Raw genomic sequence first — 22,860 nt, forward strand, 5'->3', positions numbered from 1 at the left:
TATTACTTTTTTAAACCCTTCAAACGGATCTTAGCACGACGAGCCTCTTCTGACTTCGGAAACTTGCTGACCACCTCGTCATAGAAGGTTTTTGCCTCGTCTTTCATGCCCAATTCCTGGAAGGACACCCCGATTTTATAGGTCGCATCCGCAAACTTAGGACCTTTCGGGTTTTCATCACGGTATTTTTGGAAGTTCAGGATGGACTGTTTCCAGTCTTTTTTACCAAAGAACTCCTGAGCCGCTTCAAAAGCGTCCCTTTTAGCCTGTTTCGCGGACTTTTCAGCCTGAACCGCGGCTTTTTCAGCGCGCAGGGCATTTACTTCGGCATTCAACGCATAGATTTGTTTTTCCATGGTTGTGAGGGCTTCTTGCATTATGGCCACTTTGCCGTTCAGATCCTGATTCTGCTGCTGAGAACTTTTCAGGGCATTTTCCACACCCGAGTGGCTGGAGCCCAGCTTGTTTTCAACCACATCCACGCGGCCGTTCAGCTCACGCATTTGCTCTTCAAGGTCGGCCACACGGCCGGAAGCATCCGCATTGGTCTTTTGCAAAGTCACAACCTGCTGCTGCATCACCTGACGCTGTTCATTTTCACGAACATCGGTGCGGGTTTTCAAACAGCCCGTCAACAAAGTCGCGGCAGCGACAACAAGAATGATCAACTTCATAAGACATCTCCAGTTTTTTGACGAATCAGACGAGCCGAGTTCTCAGCTTTTTCAGCTGCCATGCGGGCGCGGATGAATTGTTCTTTGGCTTTGCCGTAATCACGGTCTTCGAAATAGATGCGGCCTTTACGATAGGCCTCTTCCGCCTGATGCCAGTATCCGGGGGAATGGCGGGCCGCTTGAACAGAACGAGCCGCATCCAGTGCGGCTCGAGCTAAGGAATAGTCATCCAGGGGAACAGGCGCAGTTTGACAGCTGACGATCACCGTGAAAAGTAAAACTCCGATGAAAAGTCTCTGTAGGTTCACTCTGCGCCTTTCTGCTTAGATGTTACTGAGCAGGTACGAAGTTCGCACGGCGGTTTTTCGCCCATGCAGCTTCAGTGTCGCCTGTCTCAAGTGGTTTTTCTTTACCGTAGCTGATAGTGCTCAAACGGTCAGCCGCGATACCCAAAGATACCATGTAAGCTTTCACCGCGTTGGCACGTCTTTCACCCAAAGCCACGTTGTATTCGATAGTACCACGAGAATCGCAGTGACCTTCGATTTGAACGCGAACAGAAGGATTTGCCTTCATCCACTCGACGTTAGTCGCGATATCTTTTTTGGAAGAAGCATCCAGGCTGGATTTGTCATAACCGAAGTGAACAGTTACCAAACCAGAAATCTTGCCGGAATCAGAACCCATTGGATCAAAATTCAGCGGAGTGGAGTCAATCGCTGTGGACTGACCGCCCGTAGGCAAAGTCTCGATAGACTGATCAGACTGAGTTTGTTTTCCTTTACAACCTGCTACGAATGCGATGGCAACAAGACCAAGAGCCAATTTACGAACCATGATGTCCTCCTATGAACTTCGAGTCGTTATTATAACATTAAAAACTTTAATTTATAGCAGCTCATTGTCAAACCTTAGATTTCCAAAATTGATGTTGCGTTGCTGTACAGCCGGACCACGAACAGAGATTTATGCAAAAATACTCCGCAGTTTACAGCTTGGCGTCTCTATTTCTGACAATTCTACTTTCAATGTCCCAAGCCAAGGCACAACTTGAAGTGCCTCCGCAGTTAAAATGGAAAACTCTCAGAACTCCTCACTTCGAAGCGATCTTTAATGCCGAGCAGCAGGACCTTGGGTACCTGTATGCGGAAAAATTAGAGAAAGCCTATTCAGAACTTCGCTCTTACTTTCATTCCCGCCCTGACAAAACAATCGTCATTATCAATGACAAAACCGATGTCACAAATGGATACGCCACCCGAATCCCATATCCACACATCATGGTCTATCCGGTTCTGCCCGGCCCCGAAGAAAGTCTTTCTGATACAGGCGACTGGGCGTTTGAGCTTCTGGCCCATGAATACACCCACATCCTGACGTTCGAACCCGCCAACGGGATCATGAAACCCCTGCGTGCGGTTTTTGGAACCATCATCGCGCCGAACATCCTGATGCCCCAGTGGTGGAAAGAGGGTGTGGCCGTAGAAATGGAAACCCGCCTGTCTGATCACGGCCGTCTGCGTTCGCACTATCAGGATGCCACCTTGCGGGCGATGGTCGACGCCAAAACCCTGCATGATTTTGATATCGCCGAAGCTAACGAAAACATCTACACCTGGCCCCAAGGGGCACGGCCTTATCTGTTTGGCTCTTTGATGTGGAGTCAGATGATCGCAGACAAAGGCACCAAAGTTGTCGGCGAACTGCACGAACGCCAGGGCGGCCGGGTTCCGTACTTTATTGAAACCCCGGCTCGGGACTATTTGGGTGCCAGCTACAGCACCGAATACGACAGCATGATGAAAGAAACCGAACTGCGCGCCCTGGAGCAGCTAAAAACCCTGCGCGAAGTTTCACCGACTGCCACGATCACCCCACAAAACAACTTCCAATCGGTCAGTGCACCAGCGATTTCACCTGACGGAAAGCATCTGGCCCTGATCACCGAAGATGACGGCAATTCCCGCGCGGTGAAAATCCTGACCAAAGAAAAGGAAGGTCAAAGCTTCCTGGATTCGCGCATGACCGACACCATTGAACGGTTTAGTGAAAGCTTCATCCCGGCCACCCAAAAAGACGGCCCACCAACGGGAAGCATTCAGCGCATCAGCTGGTTCCCGGATTCCAAGCGTTTGATTTACGACAAGATCGACTACACCAACCGCATCCAAAGATATTCCGACCTGTTCGTGTATGAGCTGGGGGAAAGAAAAGCCAAGGCCCTGACCAAGGGACTTCGCGGACGTGAACCTGCCGTGTCCCCGTCCGGCAACCAGGTGGTGTTCGTTAAATTGGATGGCAATCGCACTCACTTGGGGTTGCTTCGCCTGACGGGCGAAAAGAATCCGCCATCAGAATTGCTTTTCTCCCCGCCGATGCAGCAGCGGGTGTCCTATCCGACATTCCTGGACGAAGACACGATCGTGTTTTCCCTTCGCACCGAAGATGGCCGTGAAAATCTGCACCGCTATTCCATTTCAACCAAAACTTCCGAAGCGGTGCTGACGGACTACCCCAACGCCCGCTTTGCACGAAAGACGGCCGATGGTGTGATCTTTGCCTCGGCTAAAAACGGCGTGCCGAATCTTTATTTGTCAGATTCAGAATTTAAAAACGTCCGCCCGATTTCCCACACCCTGACCGCCCTTTTCACCGCCGACATGGATCCTTTAAACAAAGAGATCTTTGTCACCGAGATGACCTCCCAAGGCTTGCGTGTTTCGGCAATCAAACCCGATGAATGGCAGAAAACACCGAACACTCTGCCTCAGGTCAGCTCTTTGATGGGGGATCGCTACAGCAAAGCTGAACGCAACCCTCAGGCCGAAGAAGAAGCTAAGAATGCCGTGAAAGCTTCCGAGCTTGATGACTATTCTCCTTATGGCTATCTGCTGCCACGGTATTGGATGCCGTTCATCTCAGGTTCTTCCAGCGAAACCGGTCTGGTGCTGGAAGCTCAAACCTCGGGCTTTGATCCGCTCAAAAAGCACATGTATGAAATTGCCGCCTCCTGGGACACGGGTATCAACAAAGGAAGCATCCTAGGAAGCTACATCAACCAGACAACCCCGTGGCCGTTTGCGGTTTTAAGTTATAAACGCAGCTATTATCTGGGAACGGTGTCGAACGAGATTGAAGACTTCGGCGCACAACTGTCCGTGCTTCCTGACACCCACTGGGCGTCGATTTATTCCAACCTGCAAGTGGGCTGGCAGTATCTGGAAAGATCCACCCTGACGACCGAGGTGAAACGCACGGGGCCTTTTGCTTATTTAAGTTACGCGAACTATTCCCAGTCCGGCGCGCAAATTTCTCCTGAATCCGGAGGCGGAGCGTACTTGGGGGCCTACAACTATATCGCGCAGGAAGGTTATCTGAACCACTCGCAGTTTTTGGCGGGTGGGGAAATCTATCTTTCCCGCTTCTTGCCGAAACACCATGCGATCATGCTAAGACTGAACGGCGTGTACACTCCGGAAAAGGTGTCGCCGATTTACGGGGTTTCCACTGAATCCATGGTCTTTATCCCGAACAGTCCCCTGCCTCAGTATATTTTGCGTGGCTACAAACGCGGGCAGTTGTTTGGCCGAAATCTGGTAACCGTCAATGCCGAGTACCGCCTGCCACTGAAGGATCTTTATCGCGGCTCGGGCACGGATGCCCTGTTCTTGCGCCGCCTATCTGCCGCCGTGGTGGGTGATGCCGCTGCTGCCGAGGGCCGCTTCGTGAACGACGTGGATCTGGTTTATGAAGTCACCAGCATGAACAAGCCGTATTACAGCGCCGGAGTCGAAGCCAAACTGGAAACGACTTTGGGTTACGTGATCCCGGTGAATGTGGTCCTTGGTTACTATGTCGCCTTCCAAGCGCCGAAGGGACCCGAGGGTGTTCTGGCGACGGCATTGCAAATAACGGGGTTCTAGACCCTGTTATTGCGGTGAGCCAAACCGCTCCATCTTGACAAAGACACAGCCCCTCGAAATTATTGAGAATATCGACAACTAGCGGCGAGGATGCTGCGCTGTCATTTTGGGGGGATTCATGGAAAAAATCAGCTGGATTAAAGAACTTGTGAAGGCTGAACAACAGATGGAAGAGTCCGGTCTTGTGGACATGAGTTTCGGCTTTGATGCCGAAAAGATTCTGATCAACGAGACGATTCAGTTCCTTCTAGCTATGAAAACTGAGTTCGTGGATGCATCCACATCCTTCAACGAACTAAAACCTTCGGCTCTGGGGCGCATCAAAATCTACGGTATCGCGAAGACCCACGCTGACTTCATGCTGTTCCGTAACGGCTTCAAGATGATCTTCTCTTTGAAAGCTCCGGGCCAGATCAGCATTCGTTTTAACTTTATCGGAACCAACTACATCCCTACTCCGGGCGCGGAAGCGGCTCAGGCGGCGACCAACGTGATGGACGAACACATCATCGAAGCCAAATGGGGTGCCTTCGGCGAAGTCATCTGGACATACCAGAACCAGCCGGCAAAGCTGGAATACATGGTTCGCCATTATCTGACTCTCTTCATCAAAGAGAGCTCCAAATAAGAAAGGCCCCGGAAGGGGCCTTTTTCATTTTTGCAGAGCCATCCAATCAAAGGAAGAGCGAACGCAATTATCTCCTGAGCCGCGACTAATAAAAATGTAATCAAGGTCCTAGTTCCTTTGTCGTCCCGGCAAGGGTAGGACTGTTGTGTGCGATCAAGCGAACTTTGTCGAAGCGGGAAAGGAATGGCAGCCTATGAAAACCAACGGACTCAGACAAAACCTTTCTGACAATATGCTCAAAGGGGCTATTGTCCTTCTTCCGTTTATCCTGAGCTTCTATTTTCTTTACTGGATGGCAGATTTTTTTGACAAAGTTTTTTCCGGAATACTTGTCCCACTTGGAATCACCCTGCCTTTCGGTTCTGGCATTGTCGGGGGACTCATTTTGATCTATGTGCTGGGAAGAACCTCGGATCTTTTTGTCGCCAAATTTATCAAGGAATGGCTTACACGAACAATCAAGAGAATCCCCGTGTTGGGATCCATCTTTGTTTCTATCAGCGACTTAACGGACTTCTTTCGAAAAGCCGAAGGCAGTCCCCACGGACAAGCGGTCATTGTGAGGTTTGAAAATCCGGAATTTAGAATTGCGGGATTCCTGACAAGAACAGATCTGAACACCCTGCCGACGGCGGACTCGATGGACGAACTGGTGGCCGTTTATATCCCTCTGGCCTACATGGTCGGCGGGGGATTCACAGTATTTGTACATAAAGACAGAGTTCAGAATTTAAACATGTCCTTCGAGAAGGCAATGCAGGCGAACTTGAGCGCCTGGATACTCAAAGGCTAAAGACAATTCATCTTTAGCCTTCGTCGATCTTCTTTGTATTCTCTAGCGGGACAGTTCCGCTACAGCATCTTGAATGAATGTCTGATGAGCATCCACACGAGTGAACACAGAGAACAGCATGCACTTCGGAGTCAATAGACCCGGCAAAGAGTCTCCGCGACTTGCCACACCCCACACATGCAGACGGCCGTTGATTTCAAGGTACGCCGGACCACCGGAGTCACCGCTGCAGATCCCTTTACGCAGGGACTGACCCAGCATCACTTCGGTTCTGGAAAAATTGATATCGTCGATGGAAAGTCTTGTCGTGCGCAGAGTGCCCGCACCTTTGCTCATCACAATTGTCCAGTTCAAGCCATAACCAGCAACGATCGTTTTTACGTCGTTGTTCAGGTGACCTTGTTCAAACAAGATTGGCGCCACAGTGTAACCCGCTGGAGCTTCGCCTTCAAAGCGCAGAACCGCGATGTCGTTGGTGTCTTTGGTTTGAACCGCACCCGTGTAACCATCATGCACAACCTGACCAGTCACGCGGCGGATTTGTTCTTTGCTGGCTTTCTTCATTTCAGCAGTAAAGTAGATCGCCAGGTCTTTCGCGTTGGGATCCACGCAGTGAGCCGCGGTCAGAACCAGATTTTTTGCAATCAAAGTTCCAGAGCAGATGTAACCGATTTTGGATTCATAGATGCCCACGGTGCTGCGACCGATGTTGCTGGCAGCTTCAACCTTGTCACCACCTACGATAGCTGCGTTATCCGCTACGGTCAGATTCGGGGAATTCTGTGGCGCACAAGCAGCCATCAGGAAAAGGGAAGAAACCAATAGTAATGCTTTGTTCATAAAGCCTCCGTTTGTATGGGCGGAGGTTTATTACACAGGGCCTGGATACTCCAGCGTATTGGTTGACACTTTTGTGGGGTTTTTGTCTGAAAGGGCCGATTTACCTAATTACACAACCCGCTGAAACTTGGGGCTGGAGGGCGAAAACACCTGAAATCTCAAGGGATTGATACTGAGAACCTGCAAGGAAATAGGGTCGTTCTTTTTAAATTTGCTGCCCGTGTGATTAAAGATAAGAAGCAGCTCCCCTTGAAAGTTACACAGAACTTCGGTGGGGGATGTGACCTCTTCCACCTGGGCGCGCAGGATCTGGCCTTTCTCCAAAGACTTAAGAAAGGCCCGGGATGCCATTTAGTCCAAGTCCTTCGCCAGATCAATACGGCGGAACTGAACCGGACGGATCTCTGGTTCACCGATATGCAGGACCGGTCTTTTCTTTTCCACCGGAGCCGCCGTCGGCGCTGCCGGAGTTGGCTTTTCGCTCAGGAAAGTTTGCGCGATATTCTGGGTCACGTTGAACAAAGCAGATACGTTGTTCGCGGTCTGCTGAGCGGCGGCTTCTTCAGCTTTCACTTCATTGCAGGCAGCTTTAAAGGCATCACCCAATTTTTTCAAAGCTTCCTGATCAGTTTTTGGAACCTCAAAAGCGGTGCTGATTTCAATCGGGATTTCTCTTTGCAGCGGGGTCATGAAGCTGATGTTATCCACGTCGCTCAAGTCAGATTGAGCGGATTCTTCCATTTCTTCGTTCGCCCATTCTGGCAGGCTGTCTTCGCAGAACATCAACTGATCGCGATTCACTTTGGCGATGAATTCAATTTCACCGCGGGACAGATCCACTTCCCGGGCGATCTCATCCACGCTGGAACCCTGATGGGCCATGCGCGCAGCCTTCACATATTTTACGGTGTTCTGGCGTTCGATGATTTCCGTGTGGGGAATACGATCCTGGAAGATCTTGGCTACTTCCATGCTCTTTTGCATGTTCTGGTCGATCTTGCCGATTTGTTTGTCGGCAGCCTGAATCTTGGCCTGGATGTCTTTTACTTTTTGTTCAAGCAGCGCGGTCAGCTGATTGACTTGAGTTTCCGTGCGATCGGAAAGGTCTTCCAAAACGGCGATCTTGGATTGCAGCAACTGCAAACCTTTGCTCAGTCTTGGATCGTCTTTAGGAGGTCGGTTCAAGCGCACCCACATACCTACAACGCCCGCCAACAAAATCAAATTCACAAGTACTTGAAGCAAGACCCAAAAGCTCACCCATGGCCTCCCCGGCTATTCTGTTATTTATTTTAGACTGGCGAAGGTCCGTCTCACAATGAGACCAAGGTCCTAAATGTATCAAAGCAGGACCTAGACCCTAACTCGCTTTGGGACACAAAAACCCGTGTGTTATTATGCAACAAAGGGGAGTGTGGATTATGTCGTTGAAAAAATGGCAAGGGGCGCGTTGGGCCTCTGTGTTGCTGGTGTTGGCTTTGAGTGCCTGTGGACCTGTAAAATTTTCTGCCCCTTCCAAAGATGATGTCGGTACAGATGGAAAAACTCCCGATCCGGTTCCAACTCCGGGCGCCACTCTTCGTGACGTTCACTATAACAGCACGGTTCAAGCCTCTGACAATAAGCTGGATATCATTCTGGTGATCGACGATTCCAACTCCATGCTTCCGGACAACCGCAAACTGGCGGCGAATCTTTCAGCTTTTATCACCAAACTGCAAAACTCCAATATCGACTGGCAGATGTGTGCCACCGTCACCCGCGCCCTTCCGGTGACTGACACGACAAATGCGTGGGGTGCTTCCATTTACTGGCAGAAAAACGCCACTGCTTCCACTTCCCTGGGCATGGTGCTTAAAAAATCCAGCAACGTGGATTTGAACACCGTATTCGCCCACACTATTGAATACATTGGTGCCGGTTATAAGAACTCTGACGATGAGCGCGCGATCAAAGCCGCTTATCACCATGTTTATAACGGTGACTATCACTACAATCCAAACAACGGCTGCTATCGTGCGGATGCCGGTATCGCTTATATCATTATCTCTGACGAAGACGAGCGCAGTATCGGTGGCGATGCTTCCCAGCAGGTTTACGCGGGTGAATTGAAAGCTCTTGAAAATGAAGACAAGCCACAAGTGTTTGTCGACTATGTTCGCTCCACTTTCGGAGCTACTCAGCGTTTCACGGTGAATTCCATCATCGTAAAGCCGGGTGATTCTTCCTGTAAGGCGTCCCAGGACGCTGGCGGCGCGAAAAGCCATTACGGCTTTAAGTACGCGGAACTGTCCCAGCTGACTGGTGGTGGGATCGGCAGTATCTGTGACAGTGACTATTCCACGAACTTGAATCTGTTCATTGATAAGATCAAAGACTCTTTAAGCTCTGTGCCTTTGGAGTGTACTCCGGTGGGTACTGTGAATGTGACCATCACACCAAGTATCGGGACTGTTGAATCCCGCGTGGAAGGTCAAAGCATCGTCTTTAGCACGGCGGTTCCTGCAGGCCGCACCATCGACATCACTTATAAGTGTGCCGATGACAGCCGCAGCCCAAGCTCTGTAGGCGGCAAAGTGACCCCGCTGAAAGAAGAAGGCTTCTTAAGCCGAATGCTGAGCTTCTTCCGTAACTTGTTCTAATCCGCGATAATAAATGAAAATAAAAAAGGCCTTGAGCGATCAAGGCCTTTTCTTTTTGGATTTACCGTAGTTCCTATTTTTTCTTCAAAGAAACATCCACCATGGATCCCGTCGCCCCATAGACGGTCATTTTGAAGGTCTCTTTACCTGTCAACTTCACAACCGTATAGGTGGACTTTCTGGCGATACAACCTTTGTTCTTATCCTCATTGCCATCACCGTCGTTTGGTGGCTTATAACCCTTCGGCGCTGGGCCGGAGCACATGTCTGAGGCCTTAACTATAACGTTGTCTCCAACTTTAAATTCCACACGAACGGCCTTTGTTGGATCTGCTGATCGGCTTTCTACATTGATTGTGTAGTCGCCTGCAGGAAGACTGAAACCTCCCGTATCAACCTCTGGCAATGCCGCAGCTTTCTTCCTGAACAAATACCAATCGAAGACTCCCAATTGACTGACTTTTGAATCCTTCAGGATAAATGTCCGAGTAAATCGGTCTGGAATAGCCATTTCATCGCTATAGCCAACCATCAAAGCACTTTTCCCAACCTTAGCATCGGTAATTAAAAAGCTATTCAGCAAATTCATTTTTTTTGAATCAACAGGCGTTACTTCAACAAAGCCACGACCGTTCCAATGAAAAATACTAGGTGGGTTCTCTACAGCCTTTAGATTTACAGTAGTAACTAAAGCCTCTTCAATCCCATTGCCGTCCAAATCTCGCATCTCAAAGAAAGCGCAATTACCAATTGATAGACTATCATGAAGGACCGTCCTATCCCCCACAACACCTCCATTAACTTTAATTACTACAAGTTCACATGAATTATCCGCAACTGACTGGGAGGCTTGATACAGCACTACCAAGTACTTTCCCTTGCCCTTTCCCTCCAGCTCAGACTCCTTCAATTGAACAGGGAAGTGTTCCGCAGGCCTTGGGAACCAAGGCCTCGAGATTAAACTAGCTGGCTGACCAGATCTTTCATGCGGGCCACTCCCCGCTTCATGGTCTCTTCTGAAACCGCAAAGCTTAAACGCATGAACCCTTCGGTTCCGCATTCTGCCCCCGGCACGGTCGCCACAAAGAATTTTTCCAGCAGCACATCACAGAAGTCTTTTGAAGTTCGGATCACGCGGTCTTGATAGGACTTACCCAAGTGCGCGCGGATGTCGACCCAGAAATAGAAAGCCCCTTGCGGTTCTGCGGTTTTAAAGCCCGGCACGGTTTCAAGCTCTTTCAAACCTGAATTCTTGCGGGCCACCAGTTTATCCACGACACCTTTGATGTCCGCCTCAGAAGTCTTAATCGCCGCCAGCAAAGCATGCTGGGAAATACTGGAAGGTGAACCCGTGCTTTGGCTTTGATAGTCCGCCATCGCCGTGATCAGGCGCTCAGGGCCCGAAGCCCAGCCAATGCGCCAGCCGGTCATGGAATAGGCCTTAGAACCGCCATTCACCAGCACCGTGCGATCCTTCAGATCCGGTGCCACCGTCAGAATGTGCGGAGCCACCTTGGTGCCGTCAAAGACCAGGCGGTTGTAGATGTCGTCAGAAATAATCACAACCTGCGGGTGCTTACGCAGAACTTCAGCCAGGGCTTTTAGTTCTTCCGCAGAATACTGCAAACCCGTCGGGTTGCTCGGTGAACAGAACAGGAAACCTTTGGTTTTGGCATTGATCGCCGCTTCCAGTTTGGCTGGGGTGATCTTGAAGTTTTCCATTTCTCCGCATTCAACGATGTGGGGCACACCGTCCGCCAGCTCCACCATCGCGGGATAACTGACCCAGTAAGGCGTCGCAATCACCACCTCATCCCCCGGCGAGCAGATCATCTGCAGCGCCGAAAAGATGATGTACTTCGCACCCGAAGCCACGGTGATTTCTTTTGGGGAATATTCAAACCCCAGTTCAGATTTCAATTTTTCAGAAATGGATTTTCTAAGCTCCACCGTGCCGTTGGCCGGTGTGTATTTGGTGATGCCTTTTTGGATGGCTTCAATGCCTGCGTCGGAAGCCCCCTTGAAAGTGGGCCAATCGGGCTCTCCAACAGTCAGGGAAATCACATCGTGCCCCTGGGCCGCCAGCTCTTTGGCCTTTGCCACCAGAAACAGAGTTGGAGAAGGCTTCAGATTTTGCGCTCGTTTGGAAAGCTGAATCAAGATTCGCTCCTTACTTTCTGATTTTTTTCTCCATGGCTTCGACCACCACGTCGGGAACCAGGCCTTTCAAGGCGCCACCGTTGATGGCGACCTCTTTCACCCCGCGCGAAGAAATATAATAGAACTCGGGGCTGGCAAAGACCAAAAGGGTTTCAAAGTCCGGCGCCAACTTGCGATTCATGTTCGCCATGGTCATCTCGTACTCGAAATCCGAAACCGCACGCAAGCCCCGTACGATCACCTGGGCTTTGGCTTTTTTCATGTACTCCACCGTCAGGCCGCCAAATATATCGACTTTGACGTTTTTCAGATGGGACAAGGCTTTTTCGATCAAAGTCTTTCGTTCTTCAACAGAAAACATGCTTTGCTTCTGTGAAGATTGTGCAACCAACACGATGACTTCGTCATACAAAGGGGAAATACGGTTGATGATATCCACATGCCCCATTGTGATGGGGTCAAAGCTTCCTGGGTAAACGGCAATTTTACTCATGATGTTCCTCTTCGGCTGCCGGTTCTTCATCCTGCTCCAAGGCACTTTCGTGGCAGAACAGACTTAGGATTTTATCGCCATATTCTTTTTTGCTGTAACGAACCACAGAGCCGTAACGATCTTCCATGCGTTCTTTGGCCTGGGATTCAATCGCCAGCAGGGTCGTTTTCCCAAACGCTGCACTGGTACTGGCGGCTTCCATTACGAAGTGGGCCATCTTTTCAGTAAACGGAGGATCGGCAAAGATAATATTAAACGGTTCGCCCTCGTAGGATTTCAAATAAGCGATCACGTCCATATTGACGATCTTGTAATCCGAAGCCGGCACACGCAGCTTTTCAAAATTCTTGCGCGTGATGACCAAAGACTTGGGGTTCTTTTCAACGAAGGTGCAGAACTCCGCCCCGCGGGACAAAGCTTCAATGCCCAGATTGCCGGTGCCGCAGAACAAATCCACCACACGGGCGCCGTCGATATCAAATTGCAATTTATTGAACAGGGTTTCTTTCACCCGGTCCGTTGTGGGGCGGATGTGGTCGGCATCAAATGCCACCAGCTGATGTCCACGATATTTCCCCGCAATAATTCTCATGACTACAAATCCTCTGCCATTTTCACAACGGCAAAAATATCTTCAAAAGGCTTCGGCACAAAAAGATTCGCGCCCATCTGCTGAGCGGTTTCCATGTTGTGTTCACCGGCGAAAGCCGACATCAGAATCACCTTGGCCTTGGATTGATCGCGCATTTCCTTCAAAACTTCAGGACCGGTACGACCCGGCATCAGCACGTCCAAAAACACCAGATCCGGATTTGAAGTCTGCCACAGTTGCAGGCCTTCATTGCCATCACCGGCCTCCAGCACTTCATGACCCTTGCCTTTCAAGGCACGGCTCAAAGAGCGGCGGACCAGAGCTTCATCATCAACAATTAAAATCTTCAAGGCGAATTCCTTTGCGGAAGCACGATCGTGAAACAGGTCCCGTGGGGATCCACGTTTCGGAACTCGATGGTGCCTCCGAATTTTTCAATGACTGACTTAGACATACTTAACCCAAGACCGGTACCAAGTCCCTCTTTTTTTGTCGTAAAGAAAGGTTCAAAGATGCGGCGGCGGATGTCTTCCGGAATGCCCGGCCCGGAGTCTTCAATCTCCAGCACCACCGAGCCATTGACCAAACTGGTGCGCAAGCTCAAGCGGCCCGGATCTTTCATGGCCTGACAGGCATTGTTAATCAGATTAAACACCACCTGTTGCAGCAAATGCGGCTCCACATAAACCGTGGAGCCCAAAGTTTGTAAATCCACCTCCAGGCGGTGGGTGCGCAACGCTGACTTCAACATCGGCAACGTGCGCTCGACAACCTCGTCCACACTGATATATTCAGACGGCTGGTCTTCCCCTTTCGAGAAATCGAGCAGGTTTTTAATAATGCGCTGAGACCGTGCGGTGGCTTTTTCAATCTCGACCAGATCAGAATGCAGATTGCTGCCCTCTTCGGCTTCCTGCAGCAGCACCTGCGACAACGAGCGAAGACCCGTTAAAGGATTGTTCAGCTCATGGGCGATGTTTCCAGCCAGCAAACCAATGGCTCCCATTTTTTCACTTTGCAGCATGCGCAGGTAAAGTTCGCGGGACTGGGTGATATCCACATACTGGTTCACAATATTCGTGGGACGACTGCCCTGATCCAAAAGCACCGGATAGCTGTGCACCTGATAGATGCGCCCATCCACCTGGATCTGGCCTGCGGCCGGCGCGCCTTCTTTCAAAGCCTGAGGCACCGGGCAGCCTTCACAAGCGGCCTTGCGGTGAGCAAAGCTTTCATAACATTTGTGATGCATGAAACGATCACTGAATTTGCGATTGGCACGAACCACGTTGTAATCGATGTCCACAATCGCAATAGGGTCGCGCATGCCATCGAAGGTCTTTTCCCAACGATACGAGAAACTGGAAAGCTGGTTTTCCAAAAGAACACGATCCAAAGCCATACTTAGCGGACGAACCCGGTCATTCATGAAATCCATGAACGGGCCCATCTCTTTGTCGTTCAGCGAGTTTTCAATGCACAAAATCGCTTCACCTTCACCGCTGGTCAGGTGACTGGTCATACGCAGTTCAAAAGGCACGACATAGGCTTTAACGAATGGACGGCCAAAGTGATTGGCAAACGAGCGAATCAGCTCGGCGCTGGGTACCTGAGCGGTCTTGGGGAACTCAAAATAACTCGAAGACTCCGTTTGCGTAAAATGCCCGGACTGAAAACTTAAGAAGAAGGTTTTTGATCCACCCAAGCGGAAGGCCAAGATCGGATCCCCCATCTTGTGGAACTTGCGAAGCTCCTTACGCAGGATCGCCAGGATTTCTTCAAACGACGTCTGCGTCGCCAGATCCTTGATGAAACGAATCAGCTGGCGCTCCCGGGTCAGCTTTTCGCTTTCCTCGTGGTGGGACATTTCAATGTACTGGGTGCGCTCTTCAACCATGCCCTCCAGGGAATGGGTCAGAGCTTCCAACTGTTTGTTCTGGTGCGAAGATTCTTTCAGAAGCAAAGAGCGCGACAGAAACATCGCGTGCTTTTGCAAAGCGTTTTCAAGCTGTTCCCAGATCTCATGCTCCGTCAAAGGCCAACGCATGAAACGATACACCTGGGCTTTGTTGATGCCCTCACGGACTTCCTGTTCGTTAAGCTCTTCTGCGATCAAAATACGCGGAGCCATCGGCTGCAACAGGCGGGCTTGGTACAGGAACTCCAACGCATCGGAGTTGCCGACTTCCTGGACTAAGATCGAGGAAAAGCGCTGATTCTGCAAAAGCAAAAGGGCCTCAGCAATAGAGGCCCTGAAAATGATCTCCACTTCCCGCTTTTGAAACGGGAAGAAGTGCGGAAGTCTAATTGGCGATACGTTTCCGACCCATAGAATGGGATCGAGCTTGTTCGGAATCGAACTGATTTCCTGTGTATTCGCCATTAAGTGATTTCTCCAACACCTTCAGGTGGTCCAGCCACATCTGAAGAACATTGTTTAAATCATACTCCAGGACATCCGCTAAAAGAACAAAATCCTTATTTTCCAGAGCGCGCAAAGCCTCAAGAACTGTTCTTTTGCTCTCAGCTTCGGTTTTTCCCCAGTCCAGAGGTGTGGCGCCAAAGAACTGATCCCCCATGGTTTCTTTGATCGTCATGGCACTGTCGATCAGGAACTCACAATTGTGAACCAGATCGTGAATGGATTTTAAAAGACCGCTCAGGCCCTGAGCACGCATGCGCTTGGCCAGGTTTTCGGTCTGTTGAATCAGTTCCGGCATCGCCTCAATCCAGCCGCGCAAAACAATGCCCGTCAGATCGCGGCTGTTTTCAGTCAGGTACTCCAGAGTTTCAATCTGCTCCAAAGTCACTGTTGAAAAACGCGCCTCATCGGCTTCAGCCACTTCCAGGCCGTTGACGATGTAACGGCAAACAACCTGATTGGTATGGCGCAGGTCTGATTCGATATCACTGAACACACGCGCTAAGGGAATATTCTCATTATAGAAATTGCGAAGATCGTCTCCGCTGACTTTAAACCGCTCCATTGCCTGCCTCTTCCTTGAGTGCCTCATGCGGAATGTATACATGAAGGTAGCGTTTGAATCGCTCATGCACATTCAATGTTGCGGTACGGATTTCCTCGAGCGAGCCGGGAGCAATGCGGATTCTTTCCGCGTGATACCAGCTTACTAGAGGACTCAATTCCGGAACCATTCGGCTAATGTTGTTGATAACTTCTTCGGCGCTGTCCAGGAAAGGAGCAACCTTGGCCACCCCCAGCTCGGGAATCAACGCCAGCTGCTCCATAGCAAAAGTATTGATATCATTCAGCTTCATCGCCCCCTGCAGGATCTCCATGCGGTCGGCGATCGGGAAATTGCCGCCCATATAAAGGGCCTCCACCAGCTGCCACTGGAAGCTTTCAGCAGGCGCCTCTTCGCGAGCATAGCTCACAAGGCCGCCCGTTCTGACGATCAGTCCTTCGCGCACCTGACCATCCAAAAGATCCCCCAGCACAGCGCCCAGATCCTCGGCCACCACTTCGGCTTCACTTTCACGGCGATAGATAAAGGACAGACTTGCTTTCGGGCCGGTCTCCCAGAAATTCACCGGACCCACACTGACGTTCAAAGTCGGTGTGTCCGTCAAAGAGGCGATATGAATTGGCGCACTGTCGCACCCCACCAGCACTTCGGCTTTTTTGATGATTGCTGGCAGTTCGGACACTTGCGTGCGGCCCGCCAGATTCACAAACGTCATATCCGGCACCTGGGATTCAATCTGCAGCGCCAATGGGGCTTCCGCGGCGGAACCAATCAGCACCACCGGCAGATGCGCGTATCTCTGCGAAGTCACCTTCAAGGCGCGCACCCACGCATCGGGGCTTAAAGCTTTCTGTGGATCACTGGCACCGACATGCAAAACCATGTAGCGTTCTGGCAAAGTCACTGAAACTTCCTGATAAGTGGAAATGCCCCAGTCTTCTTCCGTGTACTGCACATCCACCATCGACGCCAGAATGTCAGCCACGTGAACGCGGTTGGGCTTATCTAGCCCCACCTGAGCATAGAAATAAGCACTGACGTCATCAGCAAAACACAAACTGCCGTCGGCGTTGCGGGTGTACCCGTTCACCACGGTGTTCGCGCCAGACAACGCGTGAGTCAGATAGCTTGAGAAGGGCGAGAATGTGAAATTAATAATGCGGTCGAATTGTTCGGACTTCAAAGTCGTCACGAATTCATCCATATGACTCAAAGACGCTTCCAGATCCGGCTCGGCCTGAATCAGCGGCGTCAGAATATGACTTGAAGGCAGGGACCAATGACGATCCACCGCCTGCAACCCTTCAAGGGCGCTTTCAAAGCGCGGACGAGTCAGAATATGAATCTCTGCCGTGGGATAAGTACGACGCAGGCCCTGCAAAACAGGCCAGGTCATATAGATATCCCCGAGCCTAGCGAGTTGCAGGATGAGTATTTTCATTTTTAATCTGTTCCTTAACGAGTTCTTTCAACAACTGAACTTTTTCAGCTTCCTTGCTATAACTTTGCGTCTTCAAGATCTCGCTGTAGGCTTTTTCCAGTCTCTTCAAAGCCACTGATAGATAGTTGTCCAATTCCTTTTGCATAGTACGCTCCTTCCATGGAGAGAGATTGCAAATGACGAGTCAATGTTTCACGAATTGCCAGAAGCTCGGCTTGATCTTCCAGGTCCGCCTGCACGCGATCCAAAATCTGGGTCGCCTGTGAATACCGGGCCAACAGGGATTCCACGAACCCCTGGAAATATCCCGCGTCATCTTTTTTACTTTTAATTATATCCTGAGCCACCAAAATCAGTTCAGCCACATCTGTTGCTGAAACTGCCTTGCGGCTGGCCAGCACTTCCCGCGACGGTAGCGCCGCGATGATGCGTTTTTGCCAGGAAAGATAAACTTGCGTCTTTTCCTGATAGCCGGACAAAGCCTGCAACAGGTTCTTTTCCGGATGAGAATCCAAGAGCTGTTGCAAAGCCGCAACATACGCCGGCTCTGCATCTCGGGAGGCTTTATCCAAATAGAGCTTCCAAGTCACACGCTCCAAAGAGCCTGCCGTATTTTCAATATTTTTGGATTCACCACTGAGTTCATCCCAGACTTCACCAAACACGCGCTCGACGGTGATGTCTTCAGTCAGGATTCTTGCGTTTTCAGAAAACGCACCGGTTTTTACGGCATCACTGGTGCCCAGAACAAGTTCCACCAAAGGAACGCCCATTTGCGCCGCCAGATGTTTGATACTGGTGTCGCCCGTGACCAGCAAAGCACAGTCTTGCAAATGTTTGCGGGCTTCAGATAGATCGCAGATCAAAAGATCTTTTTCAGAAAATGCAGTTAACAAAGTCTCCCGTTCAAACGGCGCCCCCAGAATCTGAACCTTGTAGTCCACGAGGGACATTTCAATGGTTCTTTTCAGCTGAACGAAATTATCCAGGCCCCAGTTTTTCGCAGCCTGACTGGTCAGACACTGGAACAAAATGGATTTGCTTTTCTTGCGAACCCCGGCCGCCTGAGGGCGAACCGGAAGGTTGAAGGAATTTCCCAAAAGCTCCACATAATGGAACAGAGACTTTTGGCTTCCTGAAAAGCGGTCGTTAAAGTACTTAAGCCAGCGGTTGTCCATGCCACGGAAGCGGCCGTCTTCTTGATGAAGACCGCGCTTTTCCGGGATTTCCAAAGCCCCAAGCAAATAGGCACTCAGCCTATTGTGCGTAAAATTATAAGCCAGATCGTACTTCTCGCCATTCAGCGATTGCACAAGTTCTTCCAGCACAGAATAGGAATACAGAATATTAAAGCCGCTCTCGCCCAAGCCCCGTTGCAAAGTTTCCCGGTCAAAATGGATGTACTTATCCACCACGCCATGAAGGATGCGTTCGACATTTGCAAATTGACGGTTCATCAGCAGATGAATCTCGGCAGTGGGATGTTTTTCCCGCAGTCCGCGCAGCAGAGGTTCCTGCTGGATGATGTCACCAAGCCTCAGAAGAGAGACAACCAGAATCTTCATTTATTTCACCAATTCACCGAGCACGCGGAAAATCTGTTTATTAGTTTCAGGCATCGCAGAAGCCTCAATCACCGGAATCACGTCGTTGATGGACAACAACTGATTTGGCTGCAGGTAAAGGGCTTTCATGTTGATTCCGAATTCTTCGAAATGGTAGCGAACGGATTCCACTGAACGACCGGTCAGGTGCGCAAAACACTCAGTAAAGAACTGAGCCTGCGCCCCCCAGCATTCCTGGAAGGAAAGAACAAAAGAGCGGTGATTCAGCACTTCCTGGAAAAGTTCAGACTTGAAAAGATCCTGAGCGGTTTGCACCACACGAATCTCCACACGGTCTTCAAGATCAGGGAACTGAGAACGGAACACCGGAATCAGGGATTCGCGGGATTCAATCACCGTGATACGCACATCAGGATCCACATCCGCCAGAGCCGCCACATGAAATCCGGCACCAAGGCCCACGACGACAACATGCTCTGCCGGTAAAACCCCCAAAGAATATGCCCACTTCAAACCTTCACCGCGCGGATCGCGCAGAGAAGCCAGGGCTTGACCCTCTTCAAAAGCAACCAAGGATGATTCGTGATTTTCAGAGAATGTGATCATAGGCATTTTAAGCAACCTTCTGTGATGCGGTGATTTTCTTTTTCAGATTTCTGACTTCTTTGTGATCTGGATTCCAAAGAAGGACACGCTCGATCTCGAGCATCGCCTGGTCCACTTGACCCGCGCTGCACAGCAGATTGATCAGAACCAGAGACATGTCTTCGTCTTCTTCCACACTTGCAAGATAACCCTGAAGAGCTTCGATGGCTTTTTGTAACTTACCATCACGAAGGCCCCAGTTCGCCGCCAGATGAACGGCCGTACGGTTTTGTGGATTGATATCGATGGCCGTTTCAATATTGGCCCAAGCCAGTTCCATATCACCGAATTGACTGTGTACCATGGCAAGACCAACCCAGGCTTTGTCATTTTCCGGATTGATTTCAACGGCTTTACGGAAGCAGTACAGGGACTTGTCATAGTCGCCACGCTGAACTTCCAAAGTGCCGAAATTCACCAGCAGCACATCGGACTGCGGGTTCATGGTATAGGCTTTATTATAGTATTCTTCCGCACCGTCGAAGTCGCCCTGACGCACGAAAATATTGCCCATGTTTTTATAGGTCTCAAAAAGCGTGTCAGTTTCATCAGTCAGAACCGCCAAAGCTTCAAAGTACTTGTCCAAAGCTTCCTGATCACGACCGGATTTATAGAGAGACGTGGCGTAGCCATGCAGGCTTTCAAAGCCATAATCCACTTGTGCCAGGGTCTTTCTGACGATCAAAGCTTCGGAATTGCGGGACATCTTGTCCAGGCAGTTTGCCAGCATGTTCAAAGTCGCAGGATTTTTGGAATCTTTTTTGCTGGCTTCGCGCAACAGATTCATCGCCAGAGGGTATTCGCGATGTTTCATCAATACTTGAGCGTGACGAATGAAGTTGGCAACACGAGGGTCCGTGATTCTCTCTTCTTTGACTTCCGGCAGTTCCGCATCGAAATCGGCAATAGCCTGTTGCGGATCAAAATAAATTTTAGTGGATTCCTGAACAAACTCAGGACCGGAATGGTCACCGGAAATTTCACTGGACTTTTGAACGATCTGATTTTCCAACATCTGTTGTGCTCTCCTCGCGAAGACTTGATGGAGCAACACAGATGCCAATGGGTCGTTGGTGATTTAATTGAATCTGAGGCAAGTTCAGCCAGTTGTTTGACTCTTTGGCCAAACTCGCCGTCATGTTTTTGTCAGGAAATTTTTTCCTAGACCTCTTCATCCAGACGCTGATTGAAGGTCTTGGTCTTGTAACCACCCACAGCCTTGCGGTTGCGGCGAACCTCCTGCAGTTCACGGATAATCGAGTTCTTGGCCATTTCAATGCATGCCAACACTTGAATATCCTGCTCGATAATGCGGGCAACATATTCATCCTTGATGGACAACGCGGACTTCACCTCGCGGCGTTCGTTTTCAGCGATGACGCTTTCGGCACCGATCTCGGAGTGCGCCTTTTCAATCTGGGCATCCACATATTTAAGCACATCCAGAATACGGTCACGGGTCTGATAGAAGTGCTCCAGATTGTCAAACTGCCCTTGGGCGAAGTTTGCAAGCTCCACTTCATTCAGTGCATAGAACTTTTCCAGGTAATGATTCTTTTCGTTCAACAAGGTGATAATTCTGGTCATGTCCCCTCCACAGTGACTCATTCTTAGCCTGCTTTTTTATCTGGTGAATTGTTGGTTTCCTGCTTCAACTTTTCCACTGCCTGAACCCAGCCGTCATACAGCGTGTTCAGAAGCTTCAAGTTTTCTTTCAATGGCTCAGGACTGCCTGTGATATTGGCTTTGGTGTATTGCTCCATCATGAACATATAAAGCTGTTCAAGCTGGTTCGCGACATCACCACCGACCTTGTGATCCAGAGTGTTGTTGAGTTCCATAATGATATCGAAGGCGCGTCCGATATTCATACCGCGATCCGCGATCTTCTTTTCCTCAGCGGCCTTGATTGCCAGCTTCGTGAATTTAATGGCACCCTCGTAAAGCATCAGCAGGATTTTTTCGCGGCTGGCGCTTTGTACCGAAGTCGTTTTGTACTTCTGATATGCATTTTTATTCATAGACCCCTCACTCCGTCCTTCACTTATTCAACGTTCTTATGCCTTGGGTGCCATCGCTGCGAAGCGTGCCTGCTGCGCATTGAGGTCCGACATCTTTGATTCCAGATCCGCGAATTTGCGTCGCAGACTGTCTTCTTTTCTTTCCAACTGGCGTTCTTTCGTTTCAATACGGTTGTTCACCTGCTTGATACGATCCTCCAAACCGCGCTTACGATTGGAGATGGTGCCGAACTGCCCGTTCACCAGATTCCCGATCTCACGCTTCACGGTCGCCACAAAACCTGTGTTAAAACCGTCTCCGCGCAGGAACGCCGCCACCGCCTGAGGGTTGGCCTGCAGTACTTTGTTGAACTTGTCTTGCGAGAAGTTCAGGGTACCGTTTCTGTTGAACTCAATCCCCAGCTCACCCACACGGCGAATCGGAGATTCCACACCCATCTGCGGATTAAGAATCACCCGGCGCAGGCTGTTCTCAATCGAGCGCAGCATACCGTCACCACCCAAAGGGCCCAGAGACGGATTCTTACCGTTACCAGCCTGGAGCTTGCTCTGCTTCTGGATAAAATCCAGAGCCGCATTGTAAGCGTCCACGAAGCTTTTGATCTTGCCGCTGATGACCTCGAGATTTTCCTTCACAGAAAGACGAATCTCGCGTCCCGGCGCCGCAGATTTAAAATCCAAAGTCACACCCGGCACCAAATCCGTGGATTTGTTGTCGGGAAGTTCAATCTCAAAGCCGTCGACTTTGACCTTCGCGTTCTGCGCCTTGCGCGACTCTTCGAAGTACATGTCCTGATCCCCGTCCAGAAGATAAATCTTCGGGAAGGTCACCTGACTGTCGTTACCGGTGGAAAGACCCGACACCAGCAGCTTGAACGGGTTTTCCTTGTCTTTGCGGTCTTCCAGCACCTGGGCTTTTAATCCCACGTTGGCAGCGTTGATTTGCTTCATCACGCCTTCCAGAGTGGAATTGGATCCGTTGATGTACACCTCTTTCGTCCCCTCGGGGGTTTGGAATTTGATGTAGCCAACACCGATCTGAGTCTGATCCTTATCCGGGAATCCATTGGACATGGCCGCTGGTTTTTGCGCCAGCTGCACTACTTCCACAGAGTATTCGCCGGGAATAGCCATTTGCGGGTCGACTTGGCCCTCCACTACATTGGGATCGCCACTCAGAAACTTTTTGTCGACAAAACCGCTGGTGGAAGTCATCTCACCCAGATTCTTGGTGATATCATTCACCTTTGATTCCAGATCCTGCACCAACTTGAGCTTGTCTTCCTGCTTGGCGCGACCGACTTCCATTTGTTTCACGGGAATTCGCTCAGCTTCCATCAGCTGCTCAACGATATTTGGTGGTAGCCCAGAGGCCATGCCGGTTATACGAATCCCTGCCATGAATTCATTGTGTCAAAATGATTCAGTGACCGTGAGTCAATTAAATGTCTCTAGG

General features: G+C 50.2%; 24 protein-coding genes. 4 read left to right on the top strand and 20 right to left on the bottom strand.

Translation table 11 applies throughout. The features are described from left to right. Window positions 1–2: 2 nt before the first annotated feature. Genes ACNQKP_RS01115 through pal form a run of 3 tightly spaced genes read right to left on the bottom strand, consistent with a single transcriptional unit; the run spans window position 3 to window position 1,511 of the window. Complete coding sequence (locus tag ACNQKP_RS01115; RefSeq protein ID WP_417862272.1) at window positions 3–674, bottom strand: tetratricopeptide repeat protein; 672 nt, start codon at window positions 672–674, stop codon at window positions 3–5. Further along, the gene (locus tag ACNQKP_RS01120; protein ID WP_011163199.1) at window positions 671–982 is read right to left on the bottom strand and encodes a DUF4398 domain-containing protein; all 312 of its coding nucleotides are present in this window, start codon (window positions 980–982) and stop codon (window positions 671–673) included. The genes ACNQKP_RS01115 and ACNQKP_RS01120 overlap by 4 nt, the downstream gene beginning before the upstream one ends. Window positions 983–1,004: 22 nt before the next feature. After that, on the bottom strand, window positions 1,005–1,511 hold the full coding sequence (pal, locus tag ACNQKP_RS01125; RefSeq protein WP_011163198.1) for a peptidoglycan-associated lipoprotein Pal: 507 nt from the start codon (window positions 1,509–1,511) through the stop codon (window positions 1,005–1,007). Between the two features lie 191 nt (window positions 1,512–1,702). On the opposite strand from pal, the gene ACNQKP_RS01130 reads away from it, so the two are divergent. From ACNQKP_RS01130 to ACNQKP_RS01140, 3 genes are all read left to right on the top strand, one after another. Next, the gene (locus ACNQKP_RS01130; RefSeq protein WP_417862275.1) at window positions 1,703–4,597 is read left to right on the top strand and encodes a TolB family protein; all 2,895 of its coding nucleotides are present in this window, start codon (window positions 1,703–1,705) and stop codon (window positions 4,595–4,597) included. A 118-nt stretch (window positions 4,598–4,715) separates the two neighbouring features. Further along, window positions 4,716–5,225, top strand: coding sequence for a hypothetical protein (locus ACNQKP_RS01135; protein ID WP_038451415.1), 510 nt, complete (start codon window positions 4,716–4,718; stop codon window positions 5,223–5,225). A 193-nt stretch (window positions 5,226–5,418) separates the two neighbouring features. Beyond that, entirely contained in the window at window positions 5,419–6,018 is a 600-nt protein-coding gene (locus tag ACNQKP_RS01140; protein WP_038451413.1) for a DUF502 domain-containing protein, read from the top strand. 42 nt (window positions 6,019–6,060) lie between these two features. Here the strand turns inward: ACNQKP_RS01140 and ACNQKP_RS01145 are convergent, their stop codons facing one another. The 3 genes from ACNQKP_RS01145 to ACNQKP_RS01155 all read right to left on the bottom strand — a co-directional run bounded on the left by ACNQKP_RS01145 (window position 6,061) and on the right by ACNQKP_RS01155 (window position 8,118). Then, window positions 6,061–6,858 carry a S1 family peptidase gene (locus ACNQKP_RS01145; protein WP_011163194.1) on the bottom strand — a complete coding sequence of 266 codons (798 nt, stop codon included), beginning with the start codon at window positions 6,856–6,858 and terminating at the stop codon, window positions 6,061–6,063. A gap of 108 nt (window positions 6,859–6,966) precedes the next feature. Next, a complete protein-coding gene (locus ACNQKP_RS01150) occupies window positions 6,967–7,209 on the bottom strand; it encodes a hypothetical protein (RefSeq protein WP_038451412.1) in 243 nt (80 codons plus the stop codon). Further along, a complete protein-coding gene (locus ACNQKP_RS01155) occupies window positions 7,210–8,118 on the bottom strand; it encodes a DUF2802 domain-containing protein (RefSeq protein WP_011163192.1) in 909 nt (302 codons plus the stop codon). A gap of 161 nt (window positions 8,119–8,279) precedes the next feature. On the opposite strand from ACNQKP_RS01155, the gene ACNQKP_RS01160 reads away from it, so the two are divergent. Next, complete coding sequence (locus ACNQKP_RS01160) at window positions 8,280–9,500, top strand: hypothetical protein (RefSeq protein WP_374032005.1); 1,221 nt, start codon at window positions 8,280–8,282, stop codon at window positions 9,498–9,500. A 73-nt stretch (window positions 9,501–9,573) separates the two neighbouring features. Here the strand turns inward: ACNQKP_RS01160 and ACNQKP_RS01165 are convergent, their stop codons facing one another. From ACNQKP_RS01165 to fliD, 14 genes are all read right to left on the bottom strand, one after another. Next, window positions 9,574–10,410, bottom strand: a complete 837-nt coding sequence (locus ACNQKP_RS01165; protein ID WP_417862279.1) for a hypothetical protein — start codon at window positions 10,408–10,410, stop codon at window positions 9,574–9,576. Window positions 10,411–10,457: 47 nt separating this feature from the next. Continuing rightward, window positions 10,458–11,660 (bottom strand): pyridoxal phosphate-dependent aminotransferase, encoded by a 1,203-nt coding sequence (locus ACNQKP_RS01170; protein WP_417862281.1) that lies wholly within the window; start codon window positions 11,658–11,660, stop codon window positions 10,458–10,460. A gap of 10 nt (window positions 11,661–11,670) precedes the next feature. After that, window positions 11,671–12,153 (bottom strand): pantetheine-phosphate adenylyltransferase, encoded by a 483-nt coding sequence (coaD, locus tag ACNQKP_RS01175; RefSeq protein ID WP_088566265.1) that lies wholly within the window; start codon window positions 12,151–12,153, stop codon window positions 11,671–11,673. Continuing rightward, window positions 12,146–12,745 (bottom strand): 16S rRNA (guanine(966)-N(2))-methyltransferase RsmD, encoded by a 600-nt coding sequence (gene rsmD, locus ACNQKP_RS01180; protein WP_011163188.1) that lies wholly within the window; start codon window positions 12,743–12,745, stop codon window positions 12,146–12,148. Before rsmD ends, coaD begins: the two co-directional genes overlap by 8 nt. A gap of 2 nt (window positions 12,746–12,747) precedes the next feature. Beyond that, window positions 12,748–13,095 carry a response regulator gene (locus ACNQKP_RS01185; RefSeq protein WP_011163187.1) on the bottom strand — a complete coding sequence of 116 codons (348 nt, stop codon included), beginning with the start codon at window positions 13,093–13,095 and terminating at the stop codon, window positions 12,748–12,750. Further along, window positions 13,092–15,128, bottom strand: a complete 2,037-nt coding sequence (locus ACNQKP_RS01190) for an ATP-binding protein (RefSeq protein WP_417862284.1) — start codon at window positions 15,126–15,128, stop codon at window positions 13,092–13,094. Before ACNQKP_RS01190 ends, ACNQKP_RS01185 begins: the two co-directional genes overlap by 4 nt. Continuing rightward, the gene (locus tag ACNQKP_RS01195; RefSeq protein ID WP_011163185.1) at window positions 15,049–15,732 is read right to left on the bottom strand and encodes a hypothetical protein; all 684 of its coding nucleotides are present in this window, start codon (window positions 15,730–15,732) and stop codon (window positions 15,049–15,051) included. Before ACNQKP_RS01195 ends, ACNQKP_RS01190 begins: the two co-directional genes overlap by 80 nt. Continuing rightward, on the bottom strand, window positions 15,719–17,128 hold the full coding sequence (locus ACNQKP_RS01200) for a glycosyltransferase family 9 protein (RefSeq protein ID WP_417862287.1): 1,410 nt from the start codon (window positions 17,126–17,128) through the stop codon (window positions 15,719–15,721). The genes ACNQKP_RS01195 and ACNQKP_RS01200 overlap by 14 nt, the downstream gene beginning before the upstream one ends. Window positions 17,129–17,229: 101 nt before the next feature. Then, window positions 17,230–18,738, bottom strand: coding sequence for a glycosyltransferase family 9 protein (locus tag ACNQKP_RS01205; RefSeq protein ID WP_417862289.1), 1,509 nt, complete (start codon window positions 18,736–18,738; stop codon window positions 17,230–17,232). Continuing rightward, entirely contained in the window at window positions 18,739–19,344 is a 606-nt protein-coding gene (locus ACNQKP_RS01210) for a hypothetical protein (RefSeq protein ID WP_157865770.1), read from the bottom strand. 7 nt (window positions 19,345–19,351) lie between these two features. Continuing rightward, the gene (locus tag ACNQKP_RS01215) at window positions 19,352–20,398 is read right to left on the bottom strand and encodes a tetratricopeptide repeat protein (RefSeq protein ID WP_417862291.1); all 1,047 of its coding nucleotides are present in this window, start codon (window positions 20,396–20,398) and stop codon (window positions 19,352–19,354) included. A 146-nt stretch (window positions 20,399–20,544) separates the two neighbouring features. Continuing rightward, window positions 20,545–20,970, bottom strand: coding sequence for a hypothetical protein (locus tag ACNQKP_RS01220; protein ID WP_011163180.1), 426 nt, complete (start codon window positions 20,968–20,970; stop codon window positions 20,545–20,547). A gap of 23 nt (window positions 20,971–20,993) precedes the next feature. Next, a complete protein-coding gene (gene fliS, locus ACNQKP_RS01225; protein ID WP_011163179.1) occupies window positions 20,994–21,404 on the bottom strand; it encodes a flagellar export chaperone FliS in 411 nt (136 codons plus the stop codon). 36 nt (window positions 21,405–21,440) lie between these two features. Then, the gene (fliD, locus tag ACNQKP_RS01230; RefSeq protein WP_417862294.1) at window positions 21,441–22,805 is read right to left on the bottom strand and encodes a flagellar filament capping protein FliD; all 1,365 of its coding nucleotides are present in this window, start codon (window positions 22,803–22,805) and stop codon (window positions 21,441–21,443) included. Window positions 22,806–22,860: the final 55 nt, after the last annotated feature.

The sequence above is a fragment of the Bdellovibrio bacteriovorus genome (genome assembly GCF_048286975.1).
In the GTDB taxonomy this organism is placed as follows: domain Bacteria; phylum Bdellovibrionota; class Bdellovibrionia; order Bdellovibrionales; family Bdellovibrionaceae; genus Bdellovibrio; species Bdellovibrio bacteriovorus_H.

Bases quoted from the DNA above. Each gene is read 5' to 3' on its own strand.
- ACNQKP_RS01115 (WP_417862272.1), bottom strand. From the start codon at position 674: ATGAAGTTGATCATTCTTGTTGTCGCTGCCGCGACTTTGTTGACGGGC.
- pal (WP_011163198.1), bottom strand. From the start codon at position 1,511: ATGGTTCGTAAATTGGCTCTTGGTCTTGTTGCCATCGCATTCGTAGCA.
- ACNQKP_RS01130 (WP_417862275.1), top strand. From the start codon at position 1,703: ATGTCCCAAGCCAAGGCACAACTTGAAGTGCCTCCGCAGTTAAAATGG.
- ACNQKP_RS01135 (WP_038451415.1), top strand. From the start codon at position 4,716: ATGGAAAAAATCAGCTGGATTAAAGAACTTGTGAAGGCTGAACAACAG.
- ACNQKP_RS01140 (WP_038451413.1), top strand. From the start codon at position 5,419: ATGAAAACCAACGGACTCAGACAAAACCTTTCTGACAATATGCTCAAA.
- ACNQKP_RS01145 (WP_011163194.1), bottom strand. From the start codon at position 6,858: ATGAACAAAGCATTACTATTGGTTTCTTCCCTTTTCCTGATGGCTGCT.
- ACNQKP_RS01150 (WP_038451412.1), bottom strand. From the start codon at position 7,209: ATGGCATCCCGGGCCTTTCTTAAGTCTTTGGAGAAAGGCCAGATCCTG.
- ACNQKP_RS01160 (WP_374032005.1), top strand. From the start codon at position 8,280: ATGTCGTTGAAAAAATGGCAAGGGGCGCGTTGGGCCTCTGTGTTGCTG.
- coaD (WP_088566265.1), bottom strand. From the start codon at position 12,153: ATGAGTAAAATTGCCGTTTACCCAGGAAGCTTTGACCCCATCACAATG.
- rsmD (WP_011163188.1), bottom strand. From the start codon at position 12,745: ATGAGAATTATTGCGGGGAAATATCGTGGACATCAGCTGGTGGCATTT.
- ACNQKP_RS01190 (WP_417862284.1), bottom strand. From the start codon at position 15,128: ATGGCGAATACACAGGAAATCAGTTCGATTCCGAACAAGCTCGATCCC.
- ACNQKP_RS01195 (WP_011163185.1), bottom strand. From the start codon at position 15,732: ATGGAGCGGTTTAAAGTCAGCGGAGACGATCTTCGCAATTTCTATAAT.
- ACNQKP_RS01200 (WP_417862287.1), bottom strand. From the start codon at position 17,128: ATGACCTGGCCTGTTTTGCAGGGCCTGCGTCGTACTTATCCCACGGCA.
- ACNQKP_RS01205 (WP_417862289.1), bottom strand. From the start codon at position 18,738: ATGAAGATTCTGGTTGTCTCTCTTCTGAGGCTTGGTGACATCATCCAG.
- ACNQKP_RS01210 (WP_157865770.1), bottom strand. From the start codon at position 19,344: ATGATCACATTCTCTGAAAATCACGAATCATCCTTGGTTGCTTTTGAA.
- ACNQKP_RS01215 (WP_417862291.1), bottom strand. From the start codon at position 20,398: ATGTTGGAAAATCAGATCGTTCAAAAGTCCAGTGAAATTTCCGGTGAC.
- ACNQKP_RS01220 (WP_011163180.1), bottom strand. From the start codon at position 20,970: ATGACCAGAATTATCACCTTGTTGAACGAAAAGAATCATTACCTGGAA.
- fliS (WP_011163179.1), bottom strand. From the start codon at position 21,404: ATGAATAAAAATGCATATCAGAAGTACAAAACGACTTCGGTACAAAGC.
- fliD (WP_417862294.1), bottom strand. From the start codon at position 22,805: ATGGCAGGGATTCGTATAACCGGCATGGCCTCTGGGCTACCACCAAAT.